Here is a 16,540-nt window from a genome sequence, read left to right on the forward strand (position 1 = left end):
TATAAATCAAAAATTAGCCTGTAGTTAGTTTGCAAAACTTAATGTCATTGAAGATTCAAGTACACGACACAAAAACTATAATGTATAACTATCGTTTTAAGGCAAAATGTCCTGTATACTTTTTACCATCAATAAAATGAGCGACAAACCAATAGTCATCCGTAGGTAATTTACGGTCGTTGTAGGTACCGTCCCAACCTACGTCTAAGGATTTCTGCACTGAAACCAACTTTCCATATCGATTAAAGATATGTACGGATTTAATTTGGCTAAACTGTGCATTTTCACCAATAACACGCCAAGTATCAAAGTCTCCATCACTATTTGGTGTAAAGAATTTTGGAAAACCTAAAACAGATATTTCTTGTTCTGTTACACCACAACCATTTCGGTCTTTAATATAAACGGTATAAAATCCTTCTGAAAGATTAAAAAACACATTACTATCTTGATATAAGCCATCAACACCAATAGCAAACTCATAATCACTAGGATCATTAACATTTATTGTAACTACATTATTTGGCGCAACCCCTTCTACAGAAACACTTTCTACCTCTGCTGTATTAGAAGGATTAACAGTAATTGTTCTACTAGAAGAACAGCCATTAGGATCGGTTACAATAACGTCATATATTCCTGCTTCATTTACCTCATTAAAAGTGGTATTAACTTCTGTAGACACTCCGTTAAACAACCACTCGTAATAATAATTATTAGGCAAATCATTTAGCACACCACCCAATAAAGTAATGGTTTCCGGATATGTGTTAGTACAGTAAATCACTGTTTCATCAGCTTCTAAAACCGGAGTATACAAAACACTGATATTAGCCATGGAAATACTAAAACACTGATTACCATTTTTAACTTTTACATATATGGTTTGAAAATTAGCTATCGTATTTTCATAAGTATTTGAAAGTGCATTAGTTTCACTAAACGCATCTTCTTCTGTTGCATAAAAAGCTAATGAAGCTCCTATAGGAATTTGATTTTGGATTGCTAATTCAAAATCATTTAAATTAAAAGTTGCAAATCCATCTACAACCACTCCATCACAAGCTTCAAGATCTGGAATAACCAACATATTATTTGAAGTTTGTAATTCTAATTCTGCAATTTCATAACAATTTGCTTGATTTACAACGTAAGCAAATACGGTTTGAAAAGGTGTTGTATTTTCAAAACTTTGTGGATTAGAAATTGGATTTATAAGATCTAAAGCCTCTTGTTCAGTTAGAAAAAAACTGGCGACTGCTAAAGCTCCATTAGCGCCAGTTAAATCTGTAGTAGCATCAAATAAATTATACGTAGTTAAACCATCTTGATTAACATCACATTCAATTAAAATAGAATCAACGGCAATTGGTAAAGGTGCATATTCAATAACAACTTCTCCATAAGAGATACAACCATCATCTAAACCAACTTCAACGTTGTATGTTCCAGATTCAGTGACCGTAAATATGCCACAATCTACACAACCATTTGGAGTAGATTGTACTAAAACGCCATCTTTAAACCAATTGTATGACGGTGATCCTACATCGTTAATATTTAATTCTAAAGTTTCTCCTTCACACAGTGCATTCTGTGTAGCGAGTAATCTATTAGGACCAACATCGGTAGATAACTCAAAACTCCCTGCTTCTAAAAACACAACAGAGTCATATCTGTAATTTTGTTCGTCTGCAATAACTAATTTTACATGATACGTTTCGTTAGGTATTACGTTGGCAGTTGCTGTTAAGATAGCTGTTTGCCCATTAAAATTTATAGATGCATTTGCATCGTTATAATTCCCAAAATAAGTCTCATTTTGAGGTTCACAACTACCCTGGACACCTGGTGTGACAGTCGTAGCTTTTACAGGAGTATTTGTATCTGGAACTAAAGCAATATTCTCATAGAGATCTTGACTTGATGCAGGACGAATTAAAAACCCAAATAAATCTGAAAATTGACAACTGTTAGAGTTTCCTTCTTGATATTCTTCTGAAGCAAAAATATACCTAAAACTAATTTGCGACGCTACAGAGGTAAACTCGAATTCTAAAATTGTAGCATTTATAGTACCCGATTCACTTAAAGCGACTTCTAAATCTACATCTCCTTGCCAGTTTGGAGCATCATCATCACTTAAACTTGTATTTGGACCGGGAACATTTTCAAGTCTTCCTGTACTAAGTACCAAACCACTTTGAAAAGGAAAGGTTGTACCTGTGGCATCAAAATAACCATAACTCTGATCTGTACCTCCAAAATCACCACCTGAGATATTTGTAACAATGACATTCTCTATACAGTCACTATCGATAAGTATGTTTTCTATAAGCTGCTGTGGAGAATAGGTTTGACTGTCTACAGAAATATTCTGAGCATAATTCCATAGCGAAAATAAAAGGGTAACAATTAGTAAATTTCTCTTACTTTTCATCTTCATTTTTAAGGGAATGCAAAGATACATATCTAAGTTTTACTAAAAACGAAATAAGATGTTAAAAGATTTGTTAACAGGTCTTGATTTTTACTACATACATCGTGCTTTAACGTCAAAATATTCGAGATACAAGTAATGATTCAAAGAGATAACAATAAATTAAAACCAACCTAACATTAACGGTAGGAAAAGACTCAATTTATTTTTATACATTAGCAGACTATTTTTTATATATAATAATGAAGAAATCTATTTTTTTACTTTCAGCTTTTGTTCTATTTTTTAACTTCTCATTTTTGTCTGGGACCAACGCTCTCACAAAAGAAACAATAATTAGTGAAGCTTGTCCAGATCCAATTATTAATCTCTTTAGCCCATCAAGCGGACCTATAAACACAGAAATAACAGTAACTGGTAGTGATTTTACAAGCATCAATTCTGTAGATTTTAATGGTATTAATGCAACATTTTCTATTACTAATGACACTGAAATCTTAGTAACTGTTCCTGCTGGTGTTTCTAACACTTCAAATATTACATTAACTACTTCAGGCGGATGTTCAGTTACAACAGCGAGTAGTTATACATTAATAGACTCTGATTGTGATACAGCTTCCGAAATTTATATCTCAGAAGCTTATGATTCCGATGGAGGGAGTTATGGTGTTATAGAACTTTACAACCCAACAAATACAACTATAAGCTTAAGCCCTAATTACGAAGTTATACGCTATGGTGATATTGGTGATACAAGTTCTAGTACTGTTATTCCATTAATAGGTAGTATTGCACCTTTTAGCACTTATATTATAGAAATGGGTAACACCGGGAATACTTGTAGCGGATTATCTGCAGATGTTACTATTGCTGCAGGTATAAATGAAGATGATGAACTAAACTTAGTAAAAAACGGTTCTGTAATTGATGTTTTATACACTGATGATGAAATTGGATTTACCTTTATTAGAAATGCCGATGCAGCGGCACCAAGTACGACATATAATGCTAACGAATGGCTTTTATTAGAAGATGAAGATTGTTCTAATTTAGGTTCACATACAGCAACTGGAGGTTCTTCTTCTAGTATTACACAACCTATTAACCAAACTATTTGTGAAAATGGAACTACTAATTTTTCAGTATCTGTAACTACAGGAACTTACACTTACCAATGGTTTGTGCTTAATGACTCTGGCAATTGGGTTAATGTTACAAATGATAGTAATTATTCTGGAACAACAAGTAATACATTAACAATTTCTAACGTTCCTGAGACTTTTAATGGATATCAGTATTACTGTATTTTAACAGCTACAGGTTGCGAACTTATTTCTAATGCCGCACAACTTGAAGTTTCAAATCCAGAAGTAGATACACTTCCTAATCAAATTGAATGTTCAGGATACACTTTACCTGCGCTAACAAATGGTAATTATTTTACAGGAACTAATGGTTCTGGAGCACAACTTAGTGCTGGTAACGCTGTTTCATCTTCACTTACTATTTACATTTATAATGAAGTTGGAACGGGATCAAACCTCTGTTCTAACGAGAGTAGTTTTAATGTTACTATAGTTGGCACTCCAGATGTAGATACATTATCTAATCAGTCTGTTTGCTCAGAATACACTTTACCAACATTAACAAATGGTAACTATTTTACAGGCACTAATGGTTCTGGTACGCTACTTAATACTGGTGATACAATTGTAACATCACAAACAATTTATATTTATAATGAAATTGGGACTGCGCCTGATGTTTGCTCTAACGAAAGCAGTTTTAACATTACTATAATTGATGCGCCTGATGTAGACACGCTCTCTGATCAATCTGTGTGTTCAGAATACACATTACCGACACTTACCAATGGTAATTATTATACTGGAACTAGTGGTTCTGGAACTTTACTTAATGCTAGTGATACAATTTCAACATCACAACTTATTTATATTTATAATGAAGTTGGTACAGCTCCAAACACGTGTTCAAATGAGAGTAGTTTTCAAATTACAATCTATCCTTCAGTGGCGTTTACTCTTGACGCTAGTAATTTCACTATAAATGATGACACCATTACTGTTACAATGACGGATACATCAATAAATTATGAATACGCTATTGATAGTTCTAGTTTTCAAACGGATAATGAATTCACAAATATTTCTGGAGGTACTCATATACTATATGTGCAAGATAGTAATGGTTGTGTTGTAGAATCTATCAGTTTTGAGATTCCTTCGGTTCCTGAAGATTTAATTATACCGAGTGGTTTTTCACCTAATAATGATGGAAAAAATGATTGGTTTAATATTCAGGGATTATATGATGTATATCCAAATCACAAATTAGAAATATATAACCGTTACGGAACATTAGTTTTTCAAGGAAATAATGATAATAAATGGTACGGAATAGCAAACAAAGGTATTTTAAATAGCGATAACGTACTACCTGTAGGCACTTACTTTTATATATTAAATTTAAATAATTCAAATAGTGATTCTGAGCCTATAGCGGGATGGATTTATCTCAATAAATAAATTCAATTATTTTTCAATATTTAAATAAAAGTAATGAAACGCATTAAACAATTAATTTACTGTATCTATACCCTGTGCTTAATTTTTACGAGTACAGGTTTTGCTGTAACAAATAATGAAACATTAAAGGAGAACATACTTTGTCCTGCAGCAATAATTAATGCTTTTACACCTTCAAATGGACCAGAAAACACATTGATTACTATTAGTGGTAGTAATTTTAGTACTGCAGCCACTGTTACTATTGATGGTATTGCTACTACTTTTACAATTATTGATGATTCTCAAATTACGGCACTTGTACCAGCTGGCATAGGTAATTCTTCTGGTATTTCTATAATAAGTACTGGTGGCTGTACAGGAACTTCAGCTTCAGATTTCACTTTGATAGCCTCAGATTGTTCTTCTGCTGATATTTATATTTCTGAAATTTATGATGCTAGTTCTGGTGATTATGCTGTTATAGAACTTTATAATCCTACAACCTCTCCTGTGGTAATTGATGGTACGTATGTTATTGTCCGTTACGGAGATGTTGGCAATGCAACGCCAAATAATACTTTTGATAATATTACAGGTACAATTCCACCAATGGATACTTTTGTGATTCAAATGGGAACCGGAACTAACTGTTCTCCGTTAGATGTTGACTTCAATATTCCAACAGGGATTAATGATAATGATGAATTTGAACTTTTAAACAATGGTGTTCTTATTGATATCGTAAACGCTCCTGATGAAAGAGGCTATACAGTTATTAGAAATGCAGATGCGCCAATTCCTCAAACTACTTACGATATCAGTAATTGGAATATTAATTCTAATGAAGATTGTTCGGATTTAGGTACGCATACAGCTGATCCAATTACAAATAATTTACCAGAGATTATAGACCCTATAACACAAACTATTTGTGAAAATGGTAGTGTAACTTTTACAACATCTTTAAACAATAGTATTTTTCAATACCAATGGAAAGTTCTTGATTCTTCTGGAAATTGGACCAATGTTCCTAATAGTAGTCCATATTCTAATCCTCAAAATAGTTGGCTAGATATTACAAGTGCTCCTTCTAGTTTTAATGGAAATCAATACTATTGTGAAGTCACTTATAACGCTTGTCCTTTAATTACAAATACTGCTCAATTAAATATTGATAATCCTGCTGTAGATGCTATTGCAGACCAAACGGTGTGTACCCAATACATATTACCAACACTTACCAATGGTAATTATTTTACAGGAACAGACGGTTCAGGAACAGCGCTTAATGCTGGTGATGCCATTTCCTCTTCACAAACCATTTACATTTATAACGCCATTGGAACTGCGCCTAACATTTGTGATAACGAAACGAGTTTTAACGTCACTGTGAGCACGACTCCTGCTGTAGATAGTATTGCAGACCAAACGGTGTGCGCCGAATACATATTACCAACTCTTACCAATGGTAATTATTTTACAGGAACAGATGGTTCGGGAACAGCACTTAATGCTGGTGATGCCATTTCCTCTTCACAAACCATTTACATTTATAGTGCTATTGGAACTGCTCCTAACATTTGTGATAACGAAACCAGTTTTGACGTCACTGTGAGCACGACTCCTGCTGTAGATAGTATTGCAGACCAAACGGTGTGTGCCGAATACATATTACCAACTCTTACCAATGGTAATTATTTTACAGGAACTGATGGTTCGGGAACAGCACTTAATGCTGGTGATGCCATTTCTTCTTCACAAACCATTTACATTTATAGTGCTATTGGAGCTGCACCTAACATTTGTGATAACGAAACGAGTTTTGACGTCACTGTGAGCACGACTCCTGCTGTAGATAGTATTGCAGACCAAACGGTGTGCGCCGAATACATATTACCAACTCTTACCAATGGTAATTATTTTACAGGAACAGATGGTTCGGGAACAGCACTTAATGCTGGTGATGCCATTTCCTCTTCACAAACCATTTACATTTATAGTGCTATTGGAACTGCTCCTAACATTTGTGATAACGAAACCAGTTTTGACGTCACTGTGAGCACGACTCCTGCTGTAGATAGTATTGCAGACCAAACGGTGTGTGCCGAATACATATTACCAACTCTTACCAATGGTAATTATTTTACAGGAACAGATGGTTCGGGAACAGCACTTAATGCTGGTGATGCCATTTCTTCTTCACAAACCATTTACATTTATAACGAAATTGGCACAACGCCTAACATTTGCTTTAGCGAAAGTAATTTTGATATAGAAATTAACGCAGCTTTAGATTTTTCATTAGACGAATCTAATATTAGTATAAATACAAATACAATTAGCATCAGCATGACTGATACTTCTATCGATTATGAATACGCTATAGACAATTCTATTTTTCAGGCATCAAATACCTTTAACAATCTTGCAGACGGTTCACATATTTTATATGTTAGAGATAAAAATGGGTGTGTTTTAAAATCACTTAACTTCGAAATTACAGCAGCAGTAGAACTTTTTATTCCTGTATTTTTCACACCTAATAATGATACGTTTAATGATTCATGGACCGTTGTTGACCCTAATAATATTGTTGAAGAGATTCTCATATTTAATAGATACGGAAAACTTATTAAACAACTAATTCCAAGCAACTATTCTTGGGATGGATATTATAACGGAAAAATGTTAGAGTCCAATGATTTTTGGTACCTAATCACGTTAAAAAACGCAAAACAACTTAAAGGTCATTTTGCTTTAAAGCATTAGGTTTTATAACTCCTACTTTCTAATTTTAAAAAATGCCTCACACATATTACAATCTATAAAATGGACTTCAGAATTAATATCTTGAAGTCTATTTTATTTTAACGCAATTGTAACTCACTTCACAATTAAAATATAATCGCTTTATCGTAACTTTGCTAAATGCGATTTAAAATTGAATCTGAATTTAAACCTACTGGTGATCAGCCACAAGCTATAAAAAAACTAGCCAAAGGCATTACTGATAAAGAAAAATACCAAACCCTTTTAGGAGTTACAGGTTCTGGTAAAACCTTTACAGTTGCTAATGTTATCGAAGAAGTGCAACGCCCAACTTTGGTTTTGGCTCACAATAAAACCTTGGCAGCCCAACTCTATTCAGAATTTAAGCAGTTTTTTCCGGAAAATGCCGTTGAGTATTTTGTATCCTACTACGATTATTACCAACCTGAAGCTTACATTCCTGTATCTGGTGTTTACATTGAAAAAGATTTATCTATAAACGAAGAAATTGAGAAAATGCGATTGAGTACAACCTCTTCTCTACTCTCTGGTCGTCGTGACGTCATTGTAATTGCGTCAGTATCGTGTTTATATGGTATTGGTAATCCTGTGGAATTTCAGAAGAATGTAATTTCTATAGAGAAAGATCAAGTTATTTCGCGTACCAAATTATTACATCAATTAGTACAAAGTTTATACTCTAGAACAGAATCCGAATTTAAAAATGGAAATTTCAGAATAAAAGGAGATACCGTCGATGTATTCCCTGGTTACTCTGATAATGCTTTTAGAATTCACTTTTTCGGAGATGAAATCGAAGAAATTGAAGCCTTTGATTCTAGAACTAATGAGATTATAGAACGTTACGATCGTTTAAATATCTATCCTGCCAATATGTTTGTAACGTCTCCAGATGTTTTGAATGGTGCGATAAAAGACATACAAGACGATCTCGTAAAACAGTTCGATTATTTTAAAGATATAGGTAAACATCTAGAAGCAAAACGTTTAAAAGAGCGTACCGAATTCGATTTAGAGATGATACGTGAATTGGGTTACTGCTCTGGTATTGAAAATTACTCAAGATATTTAGACGGAAGATTACCAGGAACACGACCATTCTGTTTACTGGATTATTTTCCTGATGATTTTTTAATGGTTGTAGATGAAAGTCACGTAACCATTTCTCAAGTTCATGCCATGTACGGAGGAGATAGAAGCAGAAAAGTAAATCTAGTAGATTACGGATTCCGATTGCCTGCAGCCATGGATAATAGACCTTTAAAATTTGAAGAATTTGAAGCGCTTCAAAATCAAGTTATCTATGTCTCTGCAACACCTGCAGATTACGAAATGCAAAAAACCGATGGTGTTTATGTAGAGCAAGTAATTAGACCTACAGGATTATTGGATCCTATTATAGAAGTTAGACCAAGTCTAAATCAGATTGATAATTTAATTGAAGAAATCCAAGAACGTGTTGAAAAAGACGAACGTACTTTAGTTACTACACTTACTAAGCGAATGGCTGAGGAATTAACCAAATATTTAACTCGAATTTCTGTAAGAACTAGATATATACATAGTGATGTAGATACGCTAGAACGTGTAGAAATCATGCAAGATCTAAGAGCTGGAGTTTTTGATGTTTTGGTTGGTGTAAATTTACTTCGTGAAGGTTTAGATTTACCAGAAGTATCATTAGTTGCTATTTTAGATGCCGATAAAGAAGGGTTTCTACGTTCAGCAAGATCCTTAACACAGACCGTTGGTAGAGCTGCCCGAAACCTCAACGGAAAAGCTATTATGTATGCTGATAAAATTACCAAAAGCATGCAAAAAACGATGGATGAAACTGAGTATCGAAGAGAAAAACAAATTGCATACAATACAAAACACAACCTTGTCCCTAGAGCTTTAAACAAGAGTTTAGATAGTGCATTATCAAAAAATTCTGTGAGTACTTACAGAACAGAATTAGATGCCAAAATAGCCGCAGAACCTGAAAGTGAATATCTAAATAAAGGAGAACTTGAAAAGAAAATAAGAGAACGTCGCAAACTTATGGAACAAGCTGCAAAAGCTCTAGACTTTTTAGAAGCAGCACGTTTCAGAGATGAAATTACTGCGTATCAGAATAAACTTGATGGATTAAAGACTTAAGTGTTGAAGTGTTGAAGTGTTGAAGTGTTGAAGTGTTGAAGTGTTGAAGTGTTGAAGTGTAAAATCGCTTATCTTTAAATTAAAATCATCTATTTTCTCAACTAACAACACTAATTATACTGCACTTTAAAAATATCAATTAAAAAATCTGGTGGCACCATTTTATTAGGGAAACTATCCATTAAATCAAGAACACGGTTTATAGACTCATGACTTAAACCCATTCGTAATCCAAAGTTATGAATTTTAACCAATTGCTTAGGTGCTACTTTATGATCCAAATTCATGAGTAATACTAATCTATGAAACTGAACAATACGTTCGCTATGTGATTTTAAATTCACATAAGTTACAGGATGCGTAAACAGGTACTCGAAGTCTTCTTTAGAAATCTCCAACTGTTTTGCAATACTGAATAAAAATTTATATTCAATAGATTTTATATTCTCATCTGTTTGAGCAAAGGCTATCATCTCAGAAAGCAAGCTCAGTTTTTCAACACGATTAACCATGATTTATCAAGATTTATTTTACAATGTAAAGTTACATCAGTTCATTATTTTATTGTCGTTGATATAATGTATCTTGTCGAAAAATTAAATGTAATTGGTCGGCAATTTTAAACGTTTATCAATATATAATTTAGGGTACACCATGAAATTGAAGCATTTATACTTGCTAATCTTAGCATTTATCGTCAACGAAACAACAAGCCAAACAACTAAAAGTGAGAATGTTACAAGATTCACAATCGCAGCACCACAATTAGACACTTTAAAGACTATTTGGGTGTATTTACCTACAAATTATGTAAACTCTAAAAAAACCTATCCCGTAATTTATATGCACGATGCTCAAAACTTATTTGATGCAGAAACATCGTATGCAGAAGAATGGGAAGTCGATGAGTATTTAGATACGTTAACCGATAACGAAAGTATAATTATAGGTATAGAACATGGCAACGAAGAAAGAATAGAAGAACTGACGCCATATCAAAATGAAATACATGGAGGAGGGAAAGGAGATTCTTATCTCAATTTTATAAAAAACACCTTAAAACCACACATAGATAAAACCTACAGAACTCAACCTGAAGCAAAACATACAACCATATTTGGTTCTTCACTAGGTGGATTAATTTCGTTCTATGCTGTGATAAAATATCCTGAAACTTTTGGAAAAGCTGGCGTATTTTCTCCTTCATTTTGGATAAATCCTGAAATATTTGATCTAGTTAAAAACTCAGAAATTCCAAAAACATCTAAATTTTATTTTTTAGCTGGTACAAATGAAAGTGAAACTATGATCCCAGAATTAGAAAAAATGATTACCTTATTAATACAAAAAAATATAAGTACATATCAGTTTGAAGTTCATAATATAAAAGGTGGCCAACATAATGAAAAACTTTGGGCTGAACATTTTGGTATGGCTTATCAATGGTTAAGCGAATAAGCTTTTTAAACCATGAATTAATGTTTAAACTAGAAGACACAAATAGGTACAACTGACTAAAATAATTTAACCGAAGTATAAAAGTAATAAATTCCTATTTTTGAGGAATCGAAAATAAATTCAAAATGACGAATAACGACATATTCAAAAAGCTCAGAGTAGCACACAAATTAAGAGATGATGATATTATTAAAATATTAGAATTGGTAGATTTTAGAGTTTCAAAAAGTGAACTTAATGCTTTGTTTAGAAATGAAGACCATCCCAAATATATGGAATGTGGAGATCAGATTCTAAGAAACTTCTTGAATGCCTTAATAATTCATTTAAGAGGACCAATGCCTAAAAAAGGAGAGAAAAAGAAAGTGGAAAAGAAAAAAGATTAGGATTCTAGATTTCTATACTTTAACACTTATTAAAGCAAAAAAGAGCAACATTTAAATGTTGCTCTTTTTTAATTTATGTAATACCTGTTAAGTTAGATACTGAAATTAATTCAGCACAAATACCTTACAGGATATCATAGTTTATCCTAAAACTTCTTGAACCTTATCTGCAGCTTCTTGAAATTCAGTTGCACTCATTACATCTAAACCAGAATTATCAATTAATTCTTTTGCAATGTCTGCATTTGTTCCTTGTAAACGCACAATGATTGGTACAGAAATATTACCCATGTTTTTATAAGCATCAATGACACCTTGTGCAACACGATCACATCTTACAATTCCACCAAAGATGTTAATTAAGATAGCTTTTACAGCAGGATCTTTTAATATAATTTTAAAAGCTGCTTCTACTCTAGCCGCATCAGCAGTACCACCAACATCTAAAAAGTTAGCTGGCTCTCCACCTGCTTGCTTAATTAAATCCATTGTTGCCATTGCTAAACCAGCACCATTTACCATACAACCAACGTTTCCGTCTAAATCCACATAGTTTAAACCTAAAGCACCTGCTTCAACTTCAATAGGATTCTCTTCACGTAAATCACGTAATTCTGCTAAATCTTTATGTCTGTATAATGCGTTTGCATCTAAAGTTACTTTAGCATCAACTGCCATTATTTTGCTATCACTAGTTTTTAAAACTGGATTGATTTCAAATAAAGAGGCATCAGATTTATCGTAAGCTGTATATAAAGCGGTAACAAATTTTGTCATTTCTTTAAAAGCAAGACCAGATAAACCTAAGTTAAAAGCAATACGACGCGCTTGAAAAGGTAAAATCCCTGTAGCAGGATCAATTTCTTCGTTATGTATTAATTCTGGTGTTTCTTCTGCAACAGTTTCAATATCCATACCTCCTTCTGTAGAATATACAATCATATTTCTACCAGTAGCACGGTTCAATAAAACAGAGATATAAAATTCGTCTGGCTCACTTTCTCCTGGATAGTAAACATCTTCAGCAACTAAAACTTGATGAACACGTTTTCCTTCTGCAGAAGTTTGAGGTGTTACCAAATCCATTCCTATGATTTGTCCTGCAATTTCTTCAACTTCTTTAAGGTTTTTGGCCAATTTTACTCCACCACCTTTTCCACGTCCACCTGCATGAACTTGTGCTTTTATAACATGCCAACCTGTTTCAGTCTCTAATGTTAATTGCTTTGCTGCATCTACAGCTTCTTTAGCGTTGTGAGCTACAATACCACGTTGGATACGTACTCCAAAACTACTTAATAATTCTTTTCCTTGATATTCGTGTAAATTCATTTTAATCAGAAATTTATTGGTCCAACAAAAATAAGCATACTAATAGTTTTTAGCAATAGTTTTTATTATTGATTTAACGATTAACCATGCAAAACAAATCTAGACTTATAAGTCTACCACTATTTTTATAATAATCTGGTTAATCTATTAAACGTTTAATAGCCGAAAATGCTTTATCTACCAAATAATCTTCTACAACAATGGTGAATTCATTGGTTGTAGAAACCACTTCATATAATGTGATATTCTCCCAAGCTAAACGTTTAAAAATTTGATAATATAAGCCTACTATTTTAGAATTGCCTTTTGGTAAATAAATACTAATAGCAGATAATTTTTCTTGTAAACCTATTTGTGTTTCATTTTTAAAGGCTTTAAGAATACTTTCTTTTTCTGAAGTTGAAATAATAATATTACTTTCAAACACGCCACGTGTAAAGGCATAGAACTTCTGTTGATTTTCACTTATATTTTCTAAAATCCGTGAATGACTATGTATTAAAGTATTTGAATTTTGAAATGTAAAATCACTTAAATTAGAACGTACAGTTATATCTCCTAAGGCATTAAAAGCTTTTTTTAGACTTTTTGAATTCTCTAGATTTAAAGGTTGCTGATAACGTCTTAATGCCATCATTATAGCACCATCTTTCACTGGTTTTCTTAACATCTTAGAAATTGGCTCGTTTAAATCTTTCGCTAATGCCGAAAAATTAATAATCTCTCGCGATAAGCCTTCTTCTAAAAAAGGACTTGCGACTATAATATCCTGAACACAAGAGGCAATAGTTTTCATGCAGTTAAATTTTTATAGTTTTCAAATAATTAAATAGCTTTTTCATTTTGTTAACTATTTAACATTTTGTGTAAAAATAGCTTTATTTTATCATTTTTATGTTTTTAAAAAGGATTACATCTATTTTTGACCCATAACATTTAAGAAACAAAAAAAATGAAAGAGAATACCTTATTAAAGATTGCAAAGGATTTTGGAAGTCCAGTCTATGTTTATGATGCTGAAAAAATCGAATTTCAATATAAACGATTAACAAAAGCATTTAGTAAGGTAAAACAGTTAAAACTTAACTACGCAGTTAAAGCGCTTTCTAATATTTCAGTCTTAAAATTATTTAATAAATTGGGTTCTGGGATAGATACCGTTTCTATTCAAGAATTACGTTTAGGCTTAAAAGCAGGTTTTAAACCTGAAGATATTATTTTCACTCCAAACGGAGTCTCTCTTGAAGAGATTGAAGAAGCAGCAAAATTAGGGGTTCAGATTAATATTGATAACCTTTCTATATTAGAACAATTTGGAACTAAACATCCTAAGGTTCCGGTTTGCATTCGTATTAATCCTCATGTAATGGCTGGTGGTAACACCAATATTTCCGTTGGACATATTGATAGTAAATTTGGAATATCAATTCATCAGATTCCGCTTTTACTTCGTATTGTAGAAAACACAAAAATGAATATTAACGGTATTCACATGCACACGGGAAGTGACATCTTAGATATTGATGTGTTTTTATATGCGAGTGAAATCTTATTTGAAACCGCTAAAAACTTCAAAGATCTTGAATTTATTGATTTTGGTTCTGGATTTAAAGTGCCTTATAAAACAGGAGATATTGAAACAAATATTGAAGAATTAGGTGAAAAACTATCTATTCGTTTTAACGAATTCTGTAAAGAATATGGTAGAGATTTAACCTTAGCTTTTGAACCAGGGAAATTTTTAGTGAGTGAAGCTGGTGTCTTTTTAGCTAAAGTAAATGTGGTAAAACAAACAACATCTACTGTTTTTGCTCAGATAGATTCTGGATTCAATCATTTAATAAGACCAATGCTATATGGGTCTCAACATGATATTCTTAATATTTCTAATCCTAAAGGACGAGAGCGTTTTTACTCTGTAGTTGGTTATATATGTGAAACAGACACTTTTGCGAGTAACAGACGTATTTCTGAAATAAAGGAAAATGATATTTTATGTTTTAAAAATGCTGGAGCCTATTGCTATTCTATGGCTAGCAACTATAATTCGCGTTACAGACCTGCAGAAGTTTTAGTATATAAAGGAAAAGCTCATTTAATTAGAAAACGTGAGGTTTTTGAAGATATCTTAAATAACCAAATAGAAATTGCTATATAGTTCTTAATCAACTATTTTGTAACTGGGTTAACTTTTTGTGGGATTGAAGTACATTTCAATATAGTTTACAATTATCTTTGAAAGTGTAATATCATACCTATGAACCAGATTGCGCCTAAAATTATCCGTCAAATTTTTGTTTTACTATTAATCATCCTATTTGGTAGTTTGATTTTTCGTGAAATGCTCCCTTATTTGAGTGGAGTTTTAGGCGCAATTACATTTTATATTTTACTAAGGAAAGTGATGAAAACCTTAGTCCATAAATACCTTTGGAAACCTTCATTGGCAGCCATTACACTCATGCTTGCTTCTTTTGTTACTGTTCTTATTCCATTAACTGGCTTTGGATATATGTTAGGTAACAAATTATCTGAAGCCGCAGATAATAGTAAAAAAGTAATTAATGCTTTTAAAGAACAATTAGGGAGACTCGAAGCTAAAACAGGTTTTGATATTAATTCTCAAATTGATACGCAAGGTATTACCTCATGGCTATCTGAAAGCCTTCAAAGTATGGCTGGCAACACTTTTAATTTATTTATTGCAATTGGCTTAATGTATTTTATGCTTTATTTCATGCTAACCAATCGTAAGGAATTGAGACAATCCCTACGTCATTACATCCCTATGAATAATGATAATATTGCTGAAATTGGAAAAGAAGTTCAAACCATGGTAAAATCTAACGCCATCGGAATTCCTTTAGTAGCTTTAGCACAAGGTTTAATTGCGTTAATTGGTTTTCTTATTTTTGGTATAGAAGATCCCTTATTTTGGTTCGTAATTGTAACTATTGGTTCTATGATTCCTTTTGTTGGAACTTTTGTTGGTATTATACCTGTATTTATATTAACCTTATCTACAGGTGAATCTACGCAAGCATGGGGAATTTTAATTTATGGTATTGTTGTTGTAGGTTCTACAGATAATATTATTCGTTTATTTGTATTAAAAAAACTTGATGACGTACACCCTTTAATTACGCTTATTGGAGTTATCGTTGGTGTCCCTTTATTTGGTTTTATAGGATTAATTTTTGGACCATTATTGATTAGTATTTTTATGGCTTTAGTAAAAATCTATACAGAAGAATATGGTAAAACTAATGAGGTTATCGAGAATAGCGACGTTAAAAATTAACTGATATAGCTAATGCGTCTTACTTATTGAGTAATTACCCATACTATTACTCATTATTATAAGTCTCACAACACCAACTCTTGCTAATTTTCTTATTAACTTCAATTGAATATAAAATTGTAGTAAACACTACTTATAGTCATTAAAATATAAAGTGATTTGT

The 16,540-nt window shown here is 32.5% G+C and carries 11 protein-coding genes; 7 read left to right on the forward strand and 4 right to left on the reverse strand.

Features of this window, described 5'->3' with window-relative positions; translation table 11 throughout:
- Positions 1 to 88 precede the first annotated feature (88 nt).
- Positions 89 to 2,440, reverse strand: coding sequence for a T9SS type B sorting domain-containing protein (locus HM981_RS00395; RefSeq protein WP_179336604.1), 2,352 nt, complete (start codon positions 2,438 to 2,440; stop codon positions 89 to 91).
- 242 nt (positions 2,441 to 2,682) lie between these two features.
- Here HM981_RS00395 and HM981_RS00400 point away from each other — a divergent pair, with 242 nt between their 5' ends.
- From HM981_RS00400 to uvrB, 3 genes are all read left to right on the forward strand, one after another.
- A complete protein-coding gene (locus HM981_RS00400; RefSeq protein WP_179336605.1) occupies positions 2,683 to 4,986 on the forward strand; it encodes a T9SS type B sorting domain-containing protein in 2,304 nt (767 codons plus the stop codon).
- Between the two features lie 33 nt (positions 4,987 to 5,019).
- Positions 5,020 to 7,737: a T9SS type B sorting domain-containing protein gene (locus tag HM981_RS00405; protein WP_179336606.1), complete on the forward strand. Its 2,718-nt coding sequence runs from the start codon at positions 5,020 to 5,022 to the stop codon at positions 7,735 to 7,737.
- A 159-nt stretch (positions 7,738 to 7,896) separates the two neighbouring features.
- On the forward strand, positions 7,897 to 9,900 hold the full coding sequence (gene uvrB / locus HM981_RS00410; RefSeq protein ID WP_179336607.1) for an excinuclease ABC subunit UvrB: 2,004 nt from the start codon (positions 7,897 to 7,899) through the stop codon (positions 9,898 to 9,900).
- 110 nt (positions 9,901 to 10,010) lie between these two features.
- Here uvrB and HM981_RS00415 read toward each other — a convergent pair whose 3' ends face one another.
- Positions 10,011 to 10,412 carry a TerB family tellurite resistance protein gene (locus HM981_RS00415; protein ID WP_179336608.1) on the reverse strand — a complete coding sequence of 134 codons (402 nt, stop codon included), beginning with the start codon at positions 10,410 to 10,412 and terminating at the stop codon, positions 10,011 to 10,013.
- 142 nt (positions 10,413 to 10,554) lie between these two features.
- Between HM981_RS00415 and HM981_RS00420 the strand changes: the two genes are divergently transcribed.
- Complete coding sequence (locus tag HM981_RS00420) at positions 10,555 to 11,358, forward strand: alpha/beta hydrolase (RefSeq protein WP_179336609.1); 804 nt, start codon at positions 10,555 to 10,557, stop codon at positions 11,356 to 11,358.
- Between the two features lie 125 nt (positions 11,359 to 11,483).
- On the forward strand, positions 11,484 to 11,744 hold the full coding sequence (locus tag HM981_RS00425) for a DUF1456 family protein (RefSeq protein ID WP_179336610.1): 261 nt from the start codon (positions 11,484 to 11,486) through the stop codon (positions 11,742 to 11,744).
- Positions 11,745 to 11,885: 141 nt separating this feature from the next.
- Here the strand turns inward: HM981_RS00425 and sucC are convergent, their stop codons facing one another.
- Both sucC and HM981_RS00435 read right to left on the reverse strand, forming a co-directional pair.
- Positions 11,886 to 13,076: an ADP-forming succinate--CoA ligase subunit beta gene (gene sucC, locus HM981_RS00430; RefSeq protein WP_179336611.1), complete on the reverse strand. Its 1,191-nt coding sequence runs from the start codon at positions 13,074 to 13,076 to the stop codon at positions 11,886 to 11,888.
- Positions 13,077 to 13,215: 139 nt separating this feature from the next.
- Positions 13,216 to 13,872 (reverse strand): hypothetical protein, encoded by a 657-nt coding sequence (locus HM981_RS00435; protein WP_179336612.1) that lies wholly within the window; start codon positions 13,870 to 13,872, stop codon positions 13,216 to 13,218.
- A 156-nt stretch (positions 13,873 to 14,028) separates the two neighbouring features.
- Here HM981_RS00435 and lysA point away from each other — a divergent pair, with 156 nt between their 5' ends.
- Positions 14,029 to 15,234 carry a diaminopimelate decarboxylase gene (gene lysA / locus HM981_RS00440; protein WP_179336613.1) on the forward strand — a complete coding sequence of 402 codons (1,206 nt, stop codon included), beginning with the start codon at positions 14,029 to 14,031 and terminating at the stop codon, positions 15,232 to 15,234.
- A 99-nt stretch (positions 15,235 to 15,333) separates the two neighbouring features.
- On the forward strand, positions 15,334 to 16,377 hold the full coding sequence (locus tag HM981_RS00445) for an AI-2E family transporter (RefSeq protein WP_179336614.1): 1,044 nt from the start codon (positions 15,334 to 15,336) through the stop codon (positions 16,375 to 16,377).
- Positions 16,378 to 16,540: the final 163 nt, after the last annotated feature.

It is taken from the genome of Winogradskyella ludwigii, assembly GCF_013403985.1.
In the GTDB taxonomy this organism is placed as follows: Bacteria; Bacteroidota; Bacteroidia; order Flavobacteriales; family Flavobacteriaceae; genus Winogradskyella; species Winogradskyella ludwigii.

What these genes read in the sequence shown, in the direction of transcription:
- HM981_RS00395 (WP_179336604.1), bottom strand. Translation starts at nt 2,440, where the DNA reads ATGAAAAGTAAGAGAAATTTACTAATTGTTACCCTTTTATTTTCGCTA.
- HM981_RS00400 (WP_179336605.1), top strand. Translation starts at nt 2,683, where the DNA reads ATGAAGAAATCTATTTTTTTACTTTCAGCTTTTGTTCTATTTTTTAAC.
- HM981_RS00405 (WP_179336606.1), top strand. Translation starts at nt 5,020, where the DNA reads ATGAAACGCATTAAACAATTAATTTACTGTATCTATACCCTGTGCTTA.
- uvrB (WP_179336607.1), top strand. Translation starts at nt 7,897, where the DNA reads ATGCGATTTAAAATTGAATCTGAATTTAAACCTACTGGTGATCAGCCA.
- HM981_RS00415 (WP_179336608.1), bottom strand. Translation starts at nt 10,412, where the DNA reads ATGGTTAATCGTGTTGAAAAACTGAGCTTGCTTTCTGAGATGATAGCC.
- HM981_RS00420 (WP_179336609.1), top strand. Translation starts at nt 10,555, where the DNA reads ATGAAATTGAAGCATTTATACTTGCTAATCTTAGCATTTATCGTCAAC.
- HM981_RS00425 (WP_179336610.1), top strand. Translation starts at nt 11,484, where the DNA reads ATGACGAATAACGACATATTCAAAAAGCTCAGAGTAGCACACAAATTA.
- sucC (WP_179336611.1), bottom strand. Translation starts at nt 13,076, where the DNA reads ATGAATTTACACGAATATCAAGGAAAAGAATTATTAAGTAGTTTTGGA.
- HM981_RS00435 (WP_179336612.1), bottom strand. Translation starts at nt 13,872, where the DNA reads ATGAAAACTATTGCCTCTTGTGTTCAGGATATTATAGTCGCAAGTCCT.
- lysA (WP_179336613.1), top strand. Translation starts at nt 14,029, where the DNA reads ATGAAAGAGAATACCTTATTAAAGATTGCAAAGGATTTTGGAAGTCCA.
- HM981_RS00445 (WP_179336614.1), top strand. Translation starts at nt 15,334, where the DNA reads ATGAACCAGATTGCGCCTAAAATTATCCGTCAAATTTTTGTTTTACTA.